Below are 20,281 nucleotides of genomic sequence, written 5' to 3' on the forward strand. Positions count from 1 at the left end.
ATGTCTTTTTAGAGGGGAAAATCCCTAGAACCCCATTATCTTAGAAAAGGGCGTCGTATGACTTAAAAGAAGGCTGGACTTCAGCTCTGACAACTTAATGAGTTTTGTCTAAAAACAAGATTCGAAGAACTAATAATGACTATAATTATCAAGTAACTGTGTTATTAACCTTAGCTCCCGAGCCGATCGAAAGTCCCTTTCTGATCAAACTACAAATGCTCAATAATGAAGTGTCTCCTTTACAAATAGATCTAAATCTACTATTTGCTGATATTTATATTACTTATCGTCTTCGTGTTGTTTCCTAGCTCTGTCGGAACTGGTCTTCATTACAATGCGCGAACCGCGATAACCTATACTGTGATTCCATACCCAACTTAAAGCCACGCTTAGCCGATTCCGGGTTCCGATCAAAAAATAAATATGAACTAGCTTCCATATCCACCAGGCAAATAATCCTTTAAGTCTGATCCACCCAAAATCTACAACCGCAAGACTATGCCCTATCGTCGCAAGATTACCTTGATGGCTATATTTAAAAGGAGGATTATCCTCTTTTCCTTTCAAACGTTTCATTATCAGCTTCGCAACGTATTTGCCTTCTTGCTTCGCCGCCGGGGCTATTCCTGGAACAAGCTTGCCATCTTCCATTGTTGCAGCTGCAGTGTCGCCGATAACGAATATGTCTAAGTGATCTGTAATGTTAAGATGCTGATCTACTATTACACGACCTGCACGATCAGCCTCAACACCCAACCACTGGGCGGCTGGAGACGCCTTTACACCTGCGGCCCAAACTATAGTATTAGCCTTAATCTGCTTCCCGTCATAAACAACACCTTCGCCGGAACACTCTGTCACGGGCATTCCAGTAATAACCTCAACACCAAGTTTTTCAAGTGCTTTACGGGTATACTCCGACAGTTTTTCAGGGAACACCGAAAGTAAGCGTGGTGCAGCCTCAATAAGCACGACCCGAGACTTACTCGGCTCCATATTTCTAAAGTCACGCGCCAGTGTATCACGTGCTAGTTCTGCAATCGTGCCAGCTAACTCTACACCTGTTGGCCCCCCACCTATAATAACAAACGTTTTCAGTGCTTCTTGTTGCACCAAATCACAGGTCCTTTCAGCTTCTTCAAACGAAGTGAGAATACGCTCTCTGATCTTTGTTGCATCTTCCAACGTTTTCAAGCCCGGTGCGAACGGCTCCCATTCATCACGCCCAAAGTAAGCATGAGTTGCGCCAGTAGCAAGTACGAGGGTGTCATAACTGAGTCGTTCACCGCTATCGATAATGACCTGCTTAGCCTTTTTATCAACACCTACTACCTCAGCCATTAGCGTATTAACTTCTTGTCTCTTTCTAAAAAGATGTCGAATTGGCCACGCTATTTCTGATGGGGCTAAGGATGCACCAGCCACTTGATATAACAGTGGTTGAAATAAGTGGTGGTTTCGTCTATCAATAATCGTTACATCAACGAACTTACCAGAAAGATTATTGACGACATCCAAGCCCCCAAACCCAGCTCCAACCACGATCACTTTGTGTCGTTCATGTGTTTTAGTTGCCATGAGTATTGCTCCTTACATTTCATTACTTTTTAGTGCGGCAGCATGATGTGACATATGTTCCTCAATAAAACTTGCGATGAAGTAGTAGCTATGATCATAATCGGGCCGCAAATTTAAAGTTAGAGGATAATTATTCTCTTTACAGGCAGTCTGAAGTAATTCGGGTTTCAATTGAGACTCCAGAAAATCATCCTTCATACCTTGATCTATTAGTAGAGGCAGTCGCTCTTTAGCAGTTGAGATTAGTTCAACGGTATCATATTGTTTCCACAGCTCTTGATCATTACCTAGGTATGATTTAAATGCTTTTTGGCCCCAAGGTACCTGTGTCGGCGATACGATCGGCGAGAACGCAGACACACTTCGATAACGTCCGGGGTTTCGTATTGAAATAACCAAAGCTCCGTGACCACCCATCGAGTGACCGCTTATTGAGCGTTCTTGAGTAACATTAAAGTTCGCTTCAATTAGCGCTGGGAGTTCTTGTACTATATAGTCGTACATCTGATAATGAGTACTCCAAGGTTTTTTTAAAGCGTTTACATAAAACCCAGCCCCTTTACCAAGGTCATATGCATCACAATCTGCAACTTCGTCACCGCGTGGACTGGTGTCAGGAGCCACCACCGCAATACCGTGTTCCGCAGCATAGCGCTGCACAGCTGATTTGGTGATGAAATTTTGTTCAGTACAAGTAAGTCCTGAAAGCCAGTAAAGAACGGGGACCTTGTTATTTTCTGCTTGCGGCGGAAGGTATATACCAAATCACATTGTACATCCCAATGATGATGAATCATGTTGATAGACATCCTGCCAACCGCCAAAACTAGCATTGTGCTCGATGCGCTCCATAATAGTTCTCCTGTTATTACCGCAAATTACGGCGATATATTCATAGATTTTAGGGGTGTTTTTGTGGGTCTGTATGAGCTGCTCTGATTTTATGTACTACCCACCATACAAATAGAGTCACTAAAGGTACTGTTATAGCAATTGCGATTTCAGGAACTATAAGCTTATATATGAAAGGCATACCTTTCACTATGTAGCTAAGTAGACCGACTATATAATAAGAAATAGCTGCCACAGATAGTCCTTCTACAGTCTGTTGCAGACGCAACTGCAATTGGGCTCGATTATTCATTGAAGCCAGAAGATCTCGATTCTGGCGCTCAAGCTCAACATCTATCCAAGAACGAAGCAAAGATATCGCACGAGTTAATTTATCAGACAACTTAGCTTGTCGTTCTTTCACGGATTGGCAGGTCCGCATAGCGGGTGCAATTCTGCGTTCAAGAAACTCGTACCATGTGCAATATCCCGGCATTGATTGTTCTGAAAGTGAGGAAAGTCGCTCTTGAACAATTTCATAGTACGCACGACTTGCTCCAAATCTATAAAGATTAGCGGCTGCGCTAGCTTCTAAATCGGCTGCCAAACTCGTCAATTCAGATAACAAAACGTCACTTTCTCGTCTTGAGTTCGGATCTGAACGCATTTCTTCAGTAATAAGTGCGAGAGTAGATTCCATATTACGTAACTCTAACGCCATTGTTCGCGTTAAAGGTATAGCTATCATGGCCAACGTTCGATAGGTTTCAATCTCGAACAAACACTGCGCTAATGCTCCTATTCGATCAGGTTTCAATCCCTTTTCTATAATAAGCGCGTTCGTTATTCCATCTTCATCCTGTCTAAAGTCGGTAACAATTGTCGCCAAACCATTCTCAACTTTTGAATAACAAGGTGATATAAAGTCAAAGCGTGCAATATTGTCTTCTGTTTGACTATCAAAAGGTAGAATTGTCAAACGGACCCCAGAAACAACGGGGCCAGGTGGAACAAAGCCCCGTTTAAATGGATCCTCTCCTAATATTTCGTGTGTCTCTGGGTTGATTGCTGTACACCAAAGATATGTCGAAAACTCGAGATGCTTTTCACAGTGAAGCCGACCATCACGCAAGTTAATATCATGAAGAAACTCCTCACCTTCGCGGAGCTCAATTCCCAGTTGGTCTGACAACCCCTTTAAAGCAGCATTATCCCTATGTTTATCTCCATCCGTCATAAACGCCAATTGAAGCATACAGCTTGGCGCATCGACCGACAAATGGGGCCTAGCATGTATTTCGTTTACAGCTTGCAATCGCTCTGTATGAGCAGGCATTCCATATACGACGTCTTCTAGGTTTTCTATCAGATCTGATTTAAAAGAGGAGTTACTTTTCATTTTTTCTTCACTTTGCGATGAAGTCTCTAATTAGTCTTCGCGGTATGTACCTTTCTGTTTCGCTGCATGTGTAGCGAGTACATCCATTAACTCCGGCGATAGACAGTCATATGGTTCGAGTTTTAGTTCACGTAAGCGAGAACGAATAGCGCCCATAGTCGATGGTGGCGTACCACTCTCGATTACTGACGACACAAACGCAGCGAAACCTGGAGCTGACCAACCCTGTTGCGGCGAAAGTTCTGTATGAACAAAATCAAGACCATAGAAAGGATGTTCTTTGTTCTCAATTCGACCAAACAAATGAGCTCCACAATCAATGCATGCATGTCGCTGTATCGCGGCACTTTCATCAACGATATGTAGCTTGTTGGCGTTGGTCGTTACATTCACCTTATCTTTGGGTACAACAGCAATCACTGCAAAAGTAGCCCCTTCAGGTTTCCAGCACTTTGAGCAACCACAAGCATGGTTGTGTAAGGTTTGGGCTCCTACCGAAACCTCAACTTTATTTGAAGGGCACAAACACTCGATAGTCCCTCCTGAAAAGTTTTGATTCCCCGCTGTGATACCATTATCAACAGAAGGGTGAATTAGTGGTTTAGTCATGATAACTCTCCGTATAGTTGTAAGACACGGATACTCGCCTCCGTGTCGTTCGTTGTGTTTATCGCATTTTAGTAATGAATTACTGTGCGAATTGATTTACCTTCGTGCATTAAATCGAATGCTTTGTTGATGTCCTCTAAACCCATTGTATGAGTGACAAAAGGTGCTAAATCTATCTCACCTTTCATTGCATCTTCAACCATTCCAGGGAGCTGAGAACGCCCTTTAACTCCCCCAAAAGCAGAACCTTTCCACACCCGGCCTGTAACCAACTGGAATGGTCGAGTGGATATTTCCTGGCCAGCACCTGCTACACCGATGACAACAGACTGCCCCCAACCTCGGTGGGCTGCTTCCAATGCGGCGCGCATAACGTGTACATTGCCGATACACTCAAAAGTGTGGTCAACACCCCACCCCGTCATTTCAATTAATACTTCCTGAATTGGTTTATCGAAGTCTTTTGGATTGATGCAATCGGTTGCGCCAAACTTTTCTGCTAATTCGAATTTGGCTGGATTCATATCGATTGCAATGATTCGACCAGCTTTAGCTTGCCTTGCACCTTGAATTGCTGCTAGTCCTATGCCCCCGAGCCCAAACACTGCAACAGAATCTCCGGGCTGGACTTTTGCTGTATTGTGTACAGCACCTATACCTGTTGTAACTCCGCACCCTAAGAGACATACATGCTCGGGGTTGGCGCTTGGATTAATTTTAGCTAGAGAGTATTCTGACACCACCGTATACTCACTAAACGTTGAACATCCCATATAATGGTACAAAGGCTTCCCTTGATAAGAAAATCGACTTGTTCCATCAGGCATCACCCCTTTACCTTGAGTCTCTCTGACGGCGACACATAGATTTGTTTTCCCTGACTTACAAAACAAACACTCTCCACACTCAGCCGTATATAAAGGGATAACATGATCTCCTGGCTTCACACTAGTAACACCCTCACCAACTTCTACTACTGTGCCTGCGCCCTCATGACCTAATACTACGGGAAATAGGCCTTCAGGGTCATCACCAGACAATGTAAATGCGTCTGTATGACAAACACCGGTGTGGGTAACTTTGATTAGTACCTCGCCTTTACGAGGTGGTTCTACATCTATTTCTACAACTTCTAAAGGTTTACCTGGGCCAAAAGCAACTGCTGCACGTGATTTCATAATAATAATTCCTATTTGAATTAATGTAAGCGTAACCAGTGAACGAAAGTTAACAGCTCTATGCTCTCGCTGACTGCATTTGTAACTAGATTTATCTAGCTGTCTATCTTGATAAATTGTAGTTACGTTTATTAACTTCGCCATTTTCACGTAACTTTATATCTATCACGCAAGCTCTCCTTCGTATCTTGTTTTATAATAGACACCTCATTAATCTTTGTATATGGAACAAATTCACCTTCACCATTCCAAAATATGGAACAAAAGTAAAAGTATTGAATTTCTAGATCTTTCCTTGTGTCAGATGCAAATAAAGGATTAAAACTCATTATGATGAAATCTTATTTCACAGAAGTACTAGTTAGGCTAACATCACATTTTATCAAAGGTATATTGGCTTGATTGAGTACCCTATTAGGTCAATTCGTTGGCCTATGGAAAGGGCAAGTAACAAGATCCGAAGCACAGCTCATGGGTACGGTTCGTATAGCGACCAACTATATTTAGGTACCTCTACTATATTTCTCGAAATCCAATGTAATATTGTTTAATACTATGAGTTATCCGGTTGAAGAAGGAATTGATATATGAGTTAAGCTCAGGTCTGTTCGCGATAACCGTTTCATCACACGAAAAGCTTCTATTATAAGGCTGACGACAATTGCTGTCTCAAGTTAAATTCGTGAAATAGGGCGCACAGTGAATATAGCCGCTTTGACAGATTAGCCCTGACTTTGAGATTTTATGGGCGTACGCCAATGACTACCTGACTCGGCCTTTTTAACAACTGCAAACACTGATGTATAAATAAGTCTATAGACCTTAATGCAGCCTATTTCTGGAAGTATAAGGATGATATGTGACGAACTATACAAGGCCTTAAATCCTTGCAAATTATAGAACATTTAACTTTAATAATAATAAATCTTTCTTCATTGATTACATTAGTTGTGTATATCTTAGCGTTCTAAACCATACACTGCTGCTTTGCATGGTTTAGAACAATGTAAAGCTAAATGTAAATAAACTGCTTATATAAATTAACTAGCTGATTACGTATCTCATCTGCACCTTTTTCGTTTCCGTCGTTAGTCAGATCTAGTAATTGTTGTTCCTTTTCTGTAATTCGTTGACACAGTTCGGCTAGGCTCTTACAAAACGCATCTGAATGAGCAAAGCTGTTACTTTCTTCAGTTTTACCATTGGATATTTTTCTTGTCGATGATGAGGGGATAATTTCATTTTTTTCATTAAATGAAATTTGAAGATGCCTACGCCTCTTTGTTTGATTAATGGCTTCTTCCATAGCTGAAGTCACTTCATCGGCATATAAGATAGCCTTTCCATGCTGGTTTCGTGAAGCACGACCAATCATCTGAATGAGGGCGCTAGTTGAACGTAAAAAGCCCGCGCGGTCTGCATTAATGATCGCAACTAAAGAAGCCTCTGGAATATCCAACCCCTCACGTAATAGACTTATCCCGACTAAAACATCAAATACACCTAAACGAAGCTGCTTTATTATCTCCACCCTTTCATCTACTTTCACGTCGGAGTGCATAAACTGCGATTTTAAACCATGTTCCACAAAGTATTCGTGTAATTCTTCTGCTGACGCTTTCGTTAAGGTTGTAACGAGTACTCGTTCATTTTTTTCCACCCTCTGTGATATTTCATACAGCAAATCTTCTAAATAGTTTTCTTTTCCTCTAACTTCCACCTCGGGGTCAAGAAGCCCTGTTGGTCTAATTATTTGCTGAACAACTTTATCATGTGAAACTTGAAGTTCGTATTTACCTGGTGTTGCTGATACAAATATGGTTTGAGGCTTAATACTCTCAAACTCTTTTAGATTAAGTGGCCGGTTATTTCTTGATGAAGGTAGACGAAACCCATAGTCTATTAGAGTATCTTTACGACTTTGATCGCTGCGATACATTGCCGATATCTGGGGCAACATGACATGAGATTCATCAATAAATAACAGACCATCTTTAGGTAAATAATCCATTAATGTTGTCGGAGGTAAATTGGGGTCACGGTCACTCAAATAACTTGAATAATTTTCAATACCTGAGCAATAACCAACCTGTTTCATCATCTCGACATCATGAGTTACACGCCCATGCAACCGTTCCGCTTCAACAAAGCGATTTTCTTTGTTGAATACTTTTATTTGCTCTTCCATTTCTGCCAGAATTTCTTTCGCTGCGAGATCCACACTGTTTTTTGGAGTAGCAAATAGAGTTTTTGGTGAGACAAGATAATGAGTAATGTCGCCTATAACTTTACCAGTAACAGGGTCAACCCATTGAAGGGTTTGTATAATATCATCAGTAATACTTACACGAACTGCTAAATATTCTGAGTCAGCGGGGAAGATATCGAATACGTTTCCAGTCACCCGAAACATTGCTCGTTTGAGCGTTTTTTCACTGCGTTCGTACTGCAAAAGTAATAATCGGCGAATAAACTCATCATGACCAATCTCCTGACCAAGAGAGAGAGGGATCTGTAATGCACGATATTGATCAGGATGCCCTAAACCATAAATTGATGATACCGAAGCTACAACTATCACATCTCTACGTTCTATTAACGCCTTCGTTGTTGATAAACGAAGCCGTTCTAGTTGCTCGTTGATTGCCGAGTCCTTTTTGATAAATCTATCATTGCCGGGGATGTACACCTCCGGCTGGAAGTAATCATAGTAAGATACGAAGTATTCAACGGCATTTTCTGGGAAAAACCGTTTCATTTCATCATAAAGCTGTGCAGTTAAAGTTTTATTAGGTGCCAAAATCAAAGTAGGTCGCTTCAAACGATGTATAATGTTGGCCATAGTGAAAGTTTTACCAGAGCCTGTTATCCCTTGGAGAGTTTGGTGCGTAGCGCCCTCCTCTACACCTGATATAAGCCGAGCTATAGCTTCCAACTGATCGCCTGCTGGTGTATAATTTGAATGTAAAATGAACTTATTACTTAACATTGTAGCTCCAATATGTTTTGGAAGACCCGATCTACACAACTACTGCAAAAAAGAAACGTATGATTCAAAGGTGCTTTAACTTACGCACTACTTAAAAGTAGTACATCTATGAAATAAGGCTTACAAATCAGATATTCACCTAAAATTTCATTAGCCATCTACTAATACTATACAAATTTTTCGTTAAACACGTTATATATTTGTTTTAAAGTCAAACATAATAATTAAAATAATCCTATCCTTTAACTAGCCGTATGTGTGAGATTCACTGTTAAGGTATATTTTAGCTCAATGAATTTGCAAGCAGTTTTTGTAACCATCTGCGGTATCAATCATTCCTGCAGTAAAATTGCGTATGTATAGAGATGTCAGATAATATTTGAATAAATGATTGATTCATAAAAGCTAGCTTCATATTTAAAATTATTGTCGTCAGGTTTGACCAAAGCAAATAGCCCAACTAAATCTGGGCTATTTAACATGAAGATGAAATTTAATAACGTTTGTTAAAACAAGAAAATATTCAGGCTAAATTTTCAGCAATAAAGTCAACTAATAATCTTATTTTTGGGGAAAGTTGCCGATTATGAGGATATACTGCCCAAATTCCTTCAGCATCTGCGATGAAGTTATCCAAGATTGTAACCAATTCACCACTTTTAATATAAGAGTTTACATAATAATCAGGTAACTGAACTACCCCTAACCCTTTTAATGCTGCATCAACTAACCCAAAACCACTGTTATACCGTAAAACACCAGTTAAGCGAATATTGCGCTCTCTGTTTTGCTCATTGAACCTCCAATAATCCAATGTCCCTAAAAGACATCGGTGCTTTTCTAATTCTGAAAGAGAATGAGGAACTCCATATTTATTCAGATAGGATGGAGATGCGCACACGTAGTTTTTCCTCGAACCAAGTTTCTTAGCCATAAGTGAAGAGTCTTCGAGATTGCCTAATCGAATCGCTAAGTCATAGCCTTCGTCGATAATGTTTATTTTTCGATTACTTAGGTATGAGGTTACTTCAACTTCACTATATTTCTGCAGAAAGTCATTAATTAGAGGAAGCACCACTGATTCTCCATATGTTACGGGTGCAGTTAGTTTTACTAGTCCCCGAGGCATTGACTGGAGATTTGTTATTGCACGTTCAGCCTCATTCAAACCATCTAGTACACTCCTACAATGTTGATAGAAAACTTTACCTTCTTCGGTTAATGAAACTTTTCGAGTTGTTCTATAGAAAAGCTTTACATTTAACCTTTGCTCTAAAGAACTTATTTGACGGCTAGCATGTCCTGTAGAGACAGCAATTTTTTTTGCACCCAGAGTAAAGCTTTGATTCTCTGCAACTGAAACGAATTCAGATATGCCTTCCCACTGCATGATTGTTTCCTTCTGGAAAAAGTAATTTTACAAAATAGTGTATTATCATTAAATAAGAAAGTAATATACTGCAAATATCAATTAAAAAGTTAAACACTCCTGTATAACAACATAATGTCGTCATACACAGAGAATAATTATTTTGGGAGGCTATATATGAGCTGGATCTTTCTATTATTAGGGGTTATTGCAGAAGCATTTTCACATGTAGCACTTAAAGAAACTAATGGATTTACTAAACTTTTCCCAAGTCTATTAGTTATTTTGGGTCATTTGTCAGCATTTATTTTCTTAGGGCAAGCCATGAAAAGTATGCCTGTAGGTATTGTACATGCATTATGGGCAGGGCTAGCAATCGTAACCGTAACACTATTATCAACTATTATTTATAAACAACATATTAGTATTACTACTTGGGTAGGTATGGTTTTAGTTGCCATTGGAGTTTTAACAATAAACCTATCAAATACCCATCAACATTAAATTAATTGAATTTCATAACCTTTATTATTTATTCAAGAACAATAAAGGTAACTACATGTTTTATAATTAATATTGTAAAACAATTTTCAAATGAAGTTAAAGTGAGGAATCGATGTCAGATCAATTTATTAAATCTAAAGCCGCAATTGCTTGGGGACCAAAACAACCTCTTTCAATTGAAGAAGTGGATGTAATGCTACCGCGTAAAGGTGAAGTATTAATCAAGGTTATTGCTTCAGGTGTTTGCCATACAGACGCGTTTACTTTATCTGGTGAGGATCCTGAAGGGATTTTTCCCGTCATTCTTGGACATGAAGGGGGAGGGATAGTAGAGCAAGTTGGTGAAGGTGTCACAAGTTTAAAGGTGGGCGATCACGTTATACCTTTATACACACCAGAGTGTGGTGAATGTAAGTTCTGCCTATCAGGAAAAACAAACTTATGTCAAAAAATTAGAGAAACCCAAGGTAAGGGGTTAATGCCTGATGGTACAACCCGGTTCTACAAAGATGGACAACCTATATATCATTACATGGGTTGCTCAACATTTTCTGAATATACCGTTTTGCCAGAAATTTCATTGGCCAAGGTTAATAAAGAAGCTCCACTAGAAGAAGTTTGTTTGCTTGGCTGTGGTGTGACAACTGGTATGGGTGCTGTCATGAATACAGCCAAAGTAGAAGAAGGTTCTACGGTTGCAATCTTTGGATTAGGTGGTATTGGTCTTTCAGCCGTAATCGGCGCGACCATGGCCAAAGCTAGCCGAATAATCGCAATTGACATAAATGAAAGTAAATTTGAGTTGGCTAAAAAATTAGGGGCTACCGATTTTATTAACCCTAAAAAATACGATAAACCAATTCAAGATGTGATTGTTGAACTAACGGATGGAGGCGTTGATTACTCGTTTGAATGTATAGGTAACGTGAATTTAATGCGTTCCGCACTAGAATGTTGTCATAAAGGTTGGGGGGAGTCAGTTGTCATAGGAGTTGCAGGAGCTGGCCAAGAGATTTCAACTAGACCATTCCAATTAGTAACAGGTCGAGTATGGCGCGGTTCTGCATTCGGTGGCGTGAAAGGACGCAGCGAATTACCTGACTATGTTGAAAGATATTTAGCAGGTGAGTTCAAATTAAGTGATTTTATAACTCATACAATGGGTTTAGAAGATATTAATGAATCATTTGACCTAATGCACAAGGGTGAAAGCATCCGAACTGTAATTCATTTCAACAAGTAAAACATGTATACCACCCCATTTTAATGGGGTGGTATTGAAGAGGCTTAAAATGACAATCCATAATTTAACTATAAACAAAAGTTTTGATGGGTGGCATAAGCAATATACCCATCACTCTAGTACTTTAAAGTGCAACATGCGTTTTGCAATTTATCTACCTCCACAAGCATCTGAACAGGAAAAAGTGCCTGTATTGTATTGGCTCTCTGGTCTAACTTGCACAGATGAAAACTTTATGCAGAAAGCTGGTGCCTTTAAATTGGCATCAGAGTTAGGTATAGCTATTGTTGCTCCTGATACTAGCCCTAGAGGAGATGAAGTTGCTGATGATGAAAGTTATGATTTAGGGCAAGGAGCAGGTTTTTATGTCAATGCAACTGAAGCACCCTGGAATGAACATTATAAAATGTATGACTATGTAGTTGATGAATTACCGGCTTTAATTCAATCCACATTCCCAGTAAACAATAAACGAGCTATTGCTGGTCACTCGATGGGTGGACATGGAGCTTTGATTATTGCATTGAGAAACCCCTCTATTTATAGCTCTGTGTCAGCATTTAGTCCAATATGTAACCCTATGAAATGTTCATGGGGACAAAAAGCATTTACTGAATACTTAGGGAAATCTAAGACGAAATGGAAAGAATATGATGCTAGTGAACTTATGCGCCATTCAAAAGATGTAATTCCAGTTAAAGTTGATCAAGGTGAGTCTGATGATTTTTTAGTGGAACAATTAAAGCCAGAGGCATTGGTAGCTGCTTCAAAGCATAGTAATTACCCATTAGAATTAAATATCCACAATGGATATGATCATAGTTACTATTTCATCTCAAGCTTTATTGAAGATCATCTTCGATTCCATTCAGCTCATTTAAATAGATAAATTTGACTGCCGTTTAAATCACGGCAGTTTCCTTCTATATGTTATACAAATAACTAGCTTTTTAAGTCGAGGATTATAGCTATGTATGATCTAAATCAGTCTTTAATGAATCACCTTAAAACTCCAGAGATTCTTACTGAGCTTTCTAGAATTACCCGTGGAGTGGAAAAAGAAGGCTTAAGAGTTACTTATGAAGGCGAGTTATCAAAAACTAACCACCCGAAAGGGCTAGGTTCGGCACTCACACACAAATATATCACTACAGATTATTCTGAAATATTATTAGAGCTAATGACCCCGCCATCTAATAATATTGATGAAACACTCAAGTTCTTAAACTATTTGCACAAGATAAGTTATCTAAATATTAAAAATGAGCTTATTTGGCCTTCAAGTATGCCTGGATTTATCGGGTCAGCATCAGATATCCCGCTAGCTGAATATGGCTCTTCAAAATTGGGAATGATGAAGACTATATATAGACGTGGCCTTACATCTAGGTATGGTGCAAAAATGCAAACTATATCAGGGGTTCATTATAACTTTTCACTTCCAGATGAATTTTGGATCAAGTATCAGCATATGCTAGGAGAAAGTGAAAGCTTAAAAGATTTTAAATCTAAACAATACTTTAATTTGATCCGTAATTTTAAACGGCATTCTTGGTTGTTGATTTATTTATTTGGGGCATCACCAGTTCTTGACAGTAGCTTTTTAGAAAATGATATGAAAACATCATTAACGGTGTTTGGTGAAAATACTATTGGCAAGAAGTACGCGACTTCTATGCGCTTGAGTGAAATTGGATATACAAGCAAAATACAAAATAATTTTCATGTTAGTTACACAAATATAGAAAGCTATGTTAATAGCCTAGAATTGTTATTGAAAACAAACTGCAAAGAGTATGAAGAAATTGGAATTAAAGAAAAAAACAACTTTAATCAATTAAATACTAATGTACTACAAATTGAAAACGAATATTATAGTGATATAAGGCCAAAGCGGATACCAATGGGTAAAGAGAAGCAATTAGAGGCTTTAAAAAAAGAAGGTGTCGAATATATTGAAATTAGGAATTTAGATGTAAATCCATTTTTTCCCCTTGGAATTGATGAACAGCAAATCATGTTTTTAGACCTTTTTTTATTATTTTGTTTAACATCACCTAGCCCGCAATTTTCAGAAATTGAATTGTTAGAGATTAAATTAAATAAAAATATCGTTGCAGAAGAGGGAAGAAACCCCTCACTGAAAATTAAAAAGAATGGAGAAGAAGTTCATTTAAAAGTAATTGCATTAGAGATTTTAAAGTCGATCTCGCCTATAGCAGAGATTTTTGATCTTGCGTACGACAAGTCATCACTCTACACAAGTAATGAAAGCTATAAAAATGCTCTTTCTTTTCAAGTTCAAAAAGTTCATAAAAGCGAATTTACTCCATCAGGAGTAATGATGAAGCAAATTATGATGGGAAATGAATTTAGGGACTTGATGCGTTTTGAAGCTAAAAAGCACAAGCTGCATTTTATACTGAGTGACTTACCAAATGATGTAGACTTAAGTTTTCAACTTGAAGCTCATAATTCAATATTAAGGCAAAAACAGCTTGAGATAATTGATGAAGACAAAAGCTGATTTGAGTTCTAGTATTCTAGATTAATTCTCTTTTATAACTACATGGATCGAATTAGTCTTTGTAAACAGGTAAATATTATGATTTTAAGAGATAAGCCACATGCACTTCGGTTGTTTTTTATAATTAAAGGCTCAGTAGTTCCTATTGTCGCATCAAAGATCTTGTTTGTAACATTACTGGGGACAGCCGTTGCTTGGGTAGAATATTATTATTCATATCTATTCCCCCCACTTGCTGTAGCCCCAATGGCTTTTTTTGGAGTTGCACTATCACTTTTCTTAGGATTTAGAAATAATGCAAGTTATGAGCGGTGGTGGGAAGCAAGAAAACAATGGGGGAAATTAATTGTTGAATCTAAAAGTCTCACTCGACAAATTATTTCATACATTGATTTCGATAAAGTGGGGGGAGAAACTACAAAAAAAAGATTAGTTTTATTGATAGTTGCATATAATCATGCCTTGCGACACTATTTACGTAAAACTGAACCATGGAACGATATAGAAGCTCTTCTGGGTAGCTCAGATGTAAAAATATTAAAAGGCGCTGAGAATGTTCCAGACACTATATTATTGTTAATAGGTATGGAATTAAGTGGATGTTTACAAAAGGACTCAATTTCTGACTTTGCAATTCAGAACTTTGACAATCACTTAACACAACTTACTTCGGTACAAGCTGCTTGCGAAAGGATAAAAAATACTCCTATCCCATTTGCATACATGTTACTTGTTCAGAGAACAACATATCTATATTGCTTTACAGCTCCTTTTGCTATTGTTGCTTCCTTGGGAGTATTTACTCCTTTATTTTGTGCTGTAATAGCGTATACATTTTTTGGGTTAGATGCACTTAGTGATGAGTTGGAAGAACCATTTGGAACTTCAGCTAATGATTTGCCTTTAGAAGCATTAACACGTATGACAGAAATTAATTTACGATCTATGCTTGGTGAAGTTGAACTACCAAAGCCTATTCTACCGGTCCAACATATATTAACTTAAATATTACAGGCTATAATTTGATGAAAGAAATTTTCAATATATTTAGATACATAAGTTGGGTTGCAATAATTTGCTCTCTACTTGGCTCCGTTTTACTGTTTATTGTCGGAGCGATGAAAACTTATTCTGCTTATGAAACTGTATTTAGTAGCACACTATCAAGTGATTCCTTATCCCACATGGATACTTCAGAGATTGCTACTATTTACTTAATAAAATCTTTAGACACATTTTTAATTGCATTAGTTCTTTTTATATTTGCTCATGGTATCTTTACTTTATTCATTTATGATAAAAAAATTGAACAAAAGTTCACTGTGCTTAAATGGATTAGCACCCCTAATATTGGCCATTTGAAAAATGTACTCGGGGAGGTGATCGTAATAATTTTGCTGGTGAAGTTTTTAGAAATCATCCTTATAAACCTTAATAGTTTGACTTGGGAAATATTAATACTACCAGTAGCAGTTTTATTTCTAGCTGTTAGCCTAAAGCTTCTTAGATTAGGTAGGGAATAAAAAGGAAGCAACTAGTATTACTTAGTTGCTTTCAGCACCTTCTTTTTCTTGAGTATCTCCCACTATAATTCTCGAGCTGCGATATCCAAATGTGTGATTCCAAACCCAACTTATAGCAACACTTAACCTACTTCTGATGCCAACTAGAAAATAAATATGAACTAGCTTCCAAATCCACCAAGCAACTCCTCCCCTTAGTTTTATAAAACCCAGGTCAATCACAGCTAAACTACGTCCAATAGTTGCAAAGTTGCCTTGATGATTGTATTTGAATGGTTTCAAATGGGGTTTCTTTTTTAATTTGTTATTTATTACGTTTGCTACGTATTCCCCCCCCTGCTTTGCTGCTGGTGCTATGCCTGGTACATCACTTCCATCTGACATTTTTACAGATGCCGTATCCCCAATTACAAATATTTCAGGAAAACTAGGCACATTTAAATATGAATCAACAATTACTCTTCCTGCCCAATCTGATTCTGCACCCAGCCATACAGCCGCGGGAGAAGCTTTTACACCTGCTGCCCAAATAATGTTAAAAGTCATAAGTCTTTCACCATTAAAAACAACTCCCTCTGAATCACAATTCGTCACAGGAGAATTAGTTAAGACTTTGATACCAAGTTTCTCTAAAGACTTCGTTGTGTAACGTGATAATGACTCAGGAAACATAGGTAACACCCTCGGGCCAGCCTCAATTAAAAGAACTTTAGTTTTGGTGGTATCTAAAAACCTAAAATCTTTTTTTAATGTGTTATGAGCTAGCTCGGCTATTGTACCAGCAATTTCCACTCCCGTTGCCCCCCCACCAACAACAACAAACGTTTGAAGAGCATCTTTTAACTTATCATCTTTACTGTGCTCTGCTTTCTCAAATGCAGTCAGTATTTTAGAACGTATTTTCGTTGCATCTTCAAGAGTTTTCAGACTCAGTGCATATGGTGCCCAATTATCATTTCCGAAATAAGTATGTGTAGCTCCAGTAGCAATTACTAATGAGTCGTATAATATACAATCACCACTACTTAAAATTACCTTTCTTAATACTTTATCTATATCTACTACTTCAGCCATCAAAGTTCTAACGTCTTTTCTATTTCTAAAAAGGTGCCTGACTGGCCAAGCAATTTCTGAGGGGGCTAATGAGGCACTAGCCACTTGATAAAGTAAAGGTTGGAATAAATGATGGTTTCTTTTATCAATCAGTGTAATTTGAACATCTCTGTGTTTTAAATGATTTACAAAGTCTATACCTCCAAATCCAGCTCCTATTACAACAATGTGGTGTTTTTTAAGGTTTAATTGTGACATGGTTTTTACCTTTAAATTTATAGCATTGGATAATAGTATTGAATGTAAATTCCATTTAACAGTGACAACTTTTTTAATATGTCAAACAAAATACCTTTTAATTTACCTCCGCTATCAAAAATAAAACTCTATTGAATGAACAGAAATTTTCGGCTCATTCAAGTAGTACTCATTATTCATAAAAGCTTATTAAAGAGTGGAAGTGAATTTACTTATTCGGTAATAATTCCAGCTTTTTTGGCCGCATGTATTGAGATTACATCCATTAATTCTGGAGAAAGGCAATCATAAGGCTCCAGTCCTAACTCTCTTAATCTATTCCGAATCAAACTCATTTTATGGGGTGGAGTTCCGCCTTCAATGATTGATGATACGAAAGCAGCGAACTTTACTTTTGACCATCCACTTTGGGGTGAAAGTTCTGTATGAATAAAGTCCAACCCATAGAATGGATGGCTCTTATTCTCTATCCTTCCGAACATATGAACACCACAGTCTCTACATGCATAGCGTTGGATGAGTGCATATTCATCAACTATATGTAATTTTCCTTGATGCTTACTTATGGATACTTTATCTCGAGGGACAACGGAAATTATTGAAAATGTTGCATCAGCCGGTTTCCAGCATTTGGTACACCCACAGGCATGATTATGAGAAGACTGAGAGTTAACGGAAACTTCAACCTTATTATTAGTGCATAGGCATTGTAATACCCCCCCACAAAAATCATGGTTTTCACTTGCTGTGTTGTTTCCATCATCAATTAAAGGATGAATTGATACTTGATTCATTTTTACCACCATACTGCTATTGAAATGTGATTCATGTGACAGCTACAAAATATGCGTTGGATCATTGCTGTCACCCGGTAAACTTTAAACAACACGTTATCTAAAATTATGTGACTTTTAGAACCATAATTAATATATGTTATTAAGTGATATTAAAGCTTTTTAATGGTAGGTATGTAGGATATGGATGTAAATGGAATAAGATGACTTTTAGAATTCCTTAATTTAGAATAATGTTGAACAACATACTGAGTGTTTTAAGGCATATTATGAAAAATGAACTAGAGTTACTAAAAGTGCTTCGTGTTGCATCTGAGTGCAACACTTTCAGAGAAGCCGCTATTAAATTAGGGGCTTCTCCCCAAGCAGTAACTCGAGCGATAAAAAGTTTAGAAAAGCATTATAATGAAGTCTTATTTCATCGAAGTACAAGACAAGTTAAGATTACTGAATTTGGCTCCAAACTACTTGAAAGATTATGCCCAGTTTTAGATGAGTTTAATGATCTCTGGAAAAATGCAAAAGATGAAAAAACAGACTTGATTTCAGGTAGGGTTAAAATTACAGCACCAATCAGCTTAGGTCCTCGAGTAGTTCTTCCTTCCGTTGTTAGTATTATGAAGGCTAATCCATCTCTTTCTGTTGATTTACGGTTAACAGATAGAATTATTAACACTGTAGACGAAGGTGTTGATGTTGGTGTTAGAGTAGGTTTCTTGCACGATAGTGGTTATATTGCCCGTAAAGCTTCCGTAATGAGATTAGTTATAGTTGGGTCTCCTAGTCTTATAGAGGCGGTTGGTAAGCCTCAAAGCATTTCTGAACTTACTAATTACCCAATTATCGCTTCCCTAGATACTAATACTGGACGAGCGTGGCCATGGAATTTCAAAGATGCAAGACAATGGACACCTAAATTCCCTGTATTTACAACTGATAATGCTGATATTGAACTTGCTGCTGCTCTTGATGGTATAGGTTTTTCTCAACAAGCAGACTATATGGTGGCAGACTATATTCGAAAGGGTGATCTAGTCCAAGTTTTGGAAAGTGAAGAACCTTCCCCTTGGGGGCTCTATGTTTATCGCTCACAACCAAACCCTGTTCCAAGAAGGGTAAGAATTATATTCGATGAATTACATAGAGCTCTGAGCCAGCTTGATCGTCTTGATTATAAAAATTAAATACATCACATACATATTTACGATAAAGCTATTCAACTCAATGGTAACAGATTTAGCTATTAGTTTATCAACGCTAGTGACATTTATTTAAGATGTTTAAACGACAGAACACCGAAAGGATTTGCAGAAGACCCTGTAACATACTTTGTGTAACTACCTTTTAGTTAATAAGTCTTTCGAAACATTCCTTTGACTATAAAATAAAACGAGTAAGCTCCTGACGAAAACCGATAATAGGCATTGTCAATTGTAATTTTATGTCTTTGTTATAGAGCACGTTTATTCAGTTTAATTGCCAGCAATCACCATAAAACTTATTTATAACTGGAAGAACAACAAGCTTGAAATTCACCCAATGAAGGAGAGCAAGCAGGGCTTTCATTGAAATTATGTATAAACCTAAAGCCAGTTACTTTTCTAAATGTAATTTTCGCAGCCAAATTATGTGCAGACTCATGCAAAATTACCCCGATATAAAATAGCAACTTTATAAACTTAAAATGGGCATAAGCTCTTATTCTATACCTTAAAAAAAGGTTAACGGTAAAAAGAAAAGTAAATTCAAGCATTTGATTTAACTGTCGATATTAAAGTTAATCTTTGAAATATTTACCGATTAAAGCATACATAAAATCAATGTTTTTAACTTCAGACTCAGTACATCTGACTCTACTTTAGCTCTGTACGCTCTAGACAAATTCGAACACACAGAAATAGTGCAATCGCCACAAATACAATCATGGTATTTTGTGCGTTTATAAGTACTTCGTTACTAAAAATGAAGACCCCAATTAATCCACTTATAAATATTAGAAATAAATTAAAAATCATGCGGCACTTCCCTCAATTAAATCTAAGAGTTGAGAGCTTTGGATTTGCTCTAAAGTGATCAGATCAGCAAGGCTCATTTGTGTGCGATCAATTAACGCAGGATTGCCAATCCAACCTGTATTGTATTTCGCTAATATGATGCATTTTGCTGCTTGAGTGTCTTTTTTGATTCTTTTTAAAATTTCTTGAGTAGAACTCATCTTTTAGACCTTTATATTCATATGTTTTTTAAAAACATCACCTGTGCAGGGGTTGATAATCAAATCACTAGCCATGACTGTTAACTTTTTAAAATCAATGTTTGGATTGCATCTAATTAACCTATCTTTATTTGTTTGCTCTGTTAAATACTCAAAAAAACTCATATAAGTGTTACTTTCAAGGCCTATGCCCAGTTGTTTGGCTGCGTCA

Annotated in this window: 17 protein-coding genes and 1 pseudogene; 7 read left to right on the forward strand and 11 right to left on the reverse strand. The window is 37.7% G+C overall.

The window, feature by feature from the left end; genetic code table 11:
* Positions 1-279: 279 nt before the first annotated feature.
* The 7 genes and pseudogenes from GLIP_RS03055 to GLIP_RS03090 all read right to left on the reverse strand — a co-directional run bounded on the left by GLIP_RS03055 (position 280) and on the right by GLIP_RS03090 (position 9,974).
* Positions 280-1,578, reverse strand: a complete 1,299-nt coding sequence (locus GLIP_RS03055) for an NAD(P)/FAD-dependent oxidoreductase (protein ID WP_008843103.1) — start codon at positions 1,576-1,578, stop codon at positions 280-282.
* 12 nt (positions 1,579-1,590) lie between these two features.
* Positions 1,591-2,430: pseudogene (gene fghA, locus GLIP_RS03060) on the reverse strand (S-formylglutathione hydrolase).
* Between the two features lie 49 nt (positions 2,431-2,479).
* Positions 2,480-3,808: a DUF3422 family protein gene (locus GLIP_RS03065; RefSeq protein ID WP_008843105.1), complete on the reverse strand. Its 1,329-nt coding sequence runs from the start codon at positions 3,806-3,808 to the stop codon at positions 2,480-2,482.
* A 30-nt stretch (positions 3,809-3,838) separates the two neighbouring features.
* A complete protein-coding gene (gene gfa, locus GLIP_RS03070; protein WP_008843106.1) occupies positions 3,839-4,417 on the reverse strand; it encodes an S-(hydroxymethyl)glutathione synthase in 579 nt (192 codons plus the stop codon).
* Between the two features lie 68 nt (positions 4,418-4,485).
* Positions 4,486-5,595 (reverse strand): S-(hydroxymethyl)glutathione dehydrogenase/class III alcohol dehydrogenase, encoded by a 1,110-nt coding sequence (locus tag GLIP_RS03075; protein ID WP_008843107.1) that lies wholly within the window; start codon positions 5,593-5,595, stop codon positions 4,486-4,488.
* A 1,012-nt stretch (positions 5,596-6,607) separates the two neighbouring features.
* The gene (uvrB, locus tag GLIP_RS03085) at positions 6,608-8,584 is read right to left on the reverse strand and encodes an excinuclease ABC subunit UvrB (protein ID WP_008843108.1); all 1,977 of its coding nucleotides are present in this window, start codon (positions 8,582-8,584) and stop codon (positions 6,608-6,610) included.
* A gap of 523 nt (positions 8,585-9,107) precedes the next feature.
* Complete coding sequence (locus GLIP_RS03090; protein WP_008843110.1) at positions 9,108-9,974, reverse strand: LysR substrate-binding domain-containing protein; 867 nt, start codon at positions 9,972-9,974, stop codon at positions 9,108-9,110.
* Between the two features lie 156 nt (positions 9,975-10,130).
* Between GLIP_RS03090 and GLIP_RS03095 the strand changes: the two genes are divergently transcribed.
* The 6 genes from GLIP_RS03095 (at position 10,131) to GLIP_RS03120 (ending at position 15,750) form a co-directional block, all read left to right on the forward strand.
* Positions 10,131-10,457 (forward strand): DMT family transporter, encoded by a 327-nt coding sequence (locus tag GLIP_RS03095; RefSeq protein WP_008843111.1) that lies wholly within the window; start codon positions 10,131-10,133, stop codon positions 10,455-10,457.
* Between the two features lie 112 nt (positions 10,458-10,569).
* Positions 10,570-11,700 (forward strand): S-(hydroxymethyl)glutathione dehydrogenase/class III alcohol dehydrogenase, encoded by a 1,131-nt coding sequence (locus tag GLIP_RS03100; RefSeq protein WP_008843112.1) that lies wholly within the window; start codon positions 10,570-10,572, stop codon positions 11,698-11,700.
* 49 nt (positions 11,701-11,749) lie between these two features.
* Positions 11,750-12,589: an S-formylglutathione hydrolase gene (fghA, locus tag GLIP_RS03105; protein WP_040521735.1), complete on the forward strand. Its 840-nt coding sequence runs from the start codon at positions 11,750-11,752 to the stop codon at positions 12,587-12,589.
* 81 nt (positions 12,590-12,670) lie between these two features.
* Positions 12,671-14,227, forward strand: a complete 1,557-nt coding sequence (gene gshA, locus GLIP_RS03110; protein ID WP_008843114.1) for a glutamate--cysteine ligase — start codon at positions 12,671-12,673, stop codon at positions 14,225-14,227.
* Between the two features lie 78 nt (positions 14,228-14,305).
* Positions 14,306-15,232 carry a bestrophin family protein gene (locus GLIP_RS03115; protein WP_008843115.1) on the forward strand — a complete coding sequence of 309 codons (927 nt, stop codon included), beginning with the start codon at positions 14,306-14,308 and terminating at the stop codon, positions 15,230-15,232.
* 20 nt (positions 15,233-15,252) lie between these two features.
* Positions 15,253-15,750 carry a YqhA family protein gene (locus GLIP_RS03120; RefSeq protein ID WP_040521737.1) on the forward strand — a complete coding sequence of 166 codons (498 nt, stop codon included), beginning with the start codon at positions 15,253-15,255 and terminating at the stop codon, positions 15,748-15,750.
* A 21-nt stretch (positions 15,751-15,771) separates the two neighbouring features.
* Here the strand turns inward: GLIP_RS03120 and GLIP_RS03125 are convergent, their stop codons facing one another.
* A complete protein-coding gene (locus tag GLIP_RS03125) occupies positions 15,772-17,061 on the reverse strand; it encodes an NAD(P)/FAD-dependent oxidoreductase (protein ID WP_008843116.1) in 1,290 nt (429 codons plus the stop codon).
* 212 nt (positions 17,062-17,273) lie between these two features.
* Positions 17,274-17,855, reverse strand: coding sequence for an S-(hydroxymethyl)glutathione synthase (gene gfa / locus GLIP_RS03130; protein WP_008843117.1), 582 nt, complete (start codon positions 17,853-17,855; stop codon positions 17,274-17,276).
* Between the two features lie 269 nt (positions 17,856-18,124).
* Between gfa (GLIP_RS03130) and GLIP_RS03135 the strand changes: the two genes are divergently transcribed.
* Positions 18,125-19,039, forward strand: coding sequence for a LysR family transcriptional regulator (locus tag GLIP_RS03135; RefSeq protein ID WP_008843118.1), 915 nt, complete (start codon positions 18,125-18,127; stop codon positions 19,037-19,039).
* Between the two features lie 827 nt (positions 19,040-19,866).
* On the opposite strand, the gene GLIP_RS03140 is transcribed toward GLIP_RS03135, so the two are convergent.
* The gene (locus tag GLIP_RS03140; protein WP_008843119.1) at positions 19,867-20,070 is read right to left on the reverse strand and encodes a hypothetical protein; all 204 of its coding nucleotides are present in this window, start codon (positions 20,068-20,070) and stop codon (positions 19,867-19,869) included.
* 3 nt (positions 20,071-20,073) lie between these two features.
* The coding region (locus GLIP_RS22205; protein WP_040521740.1) for a hypothetical protein at positions 20,074-20,281 on the reverse strand (208 nt) is incomplete at its 5' end.

The organism is Aliiglaciecola lipolytica E3 (assembly GCF_000314975.1).
Lineage (GTDB): Bacteria > Pseudomonadota > Gammaproteobacteria > Enterobacterales > Alteromonadaceae > Aliiglaciecola > Aliiglaciecola lipolytica.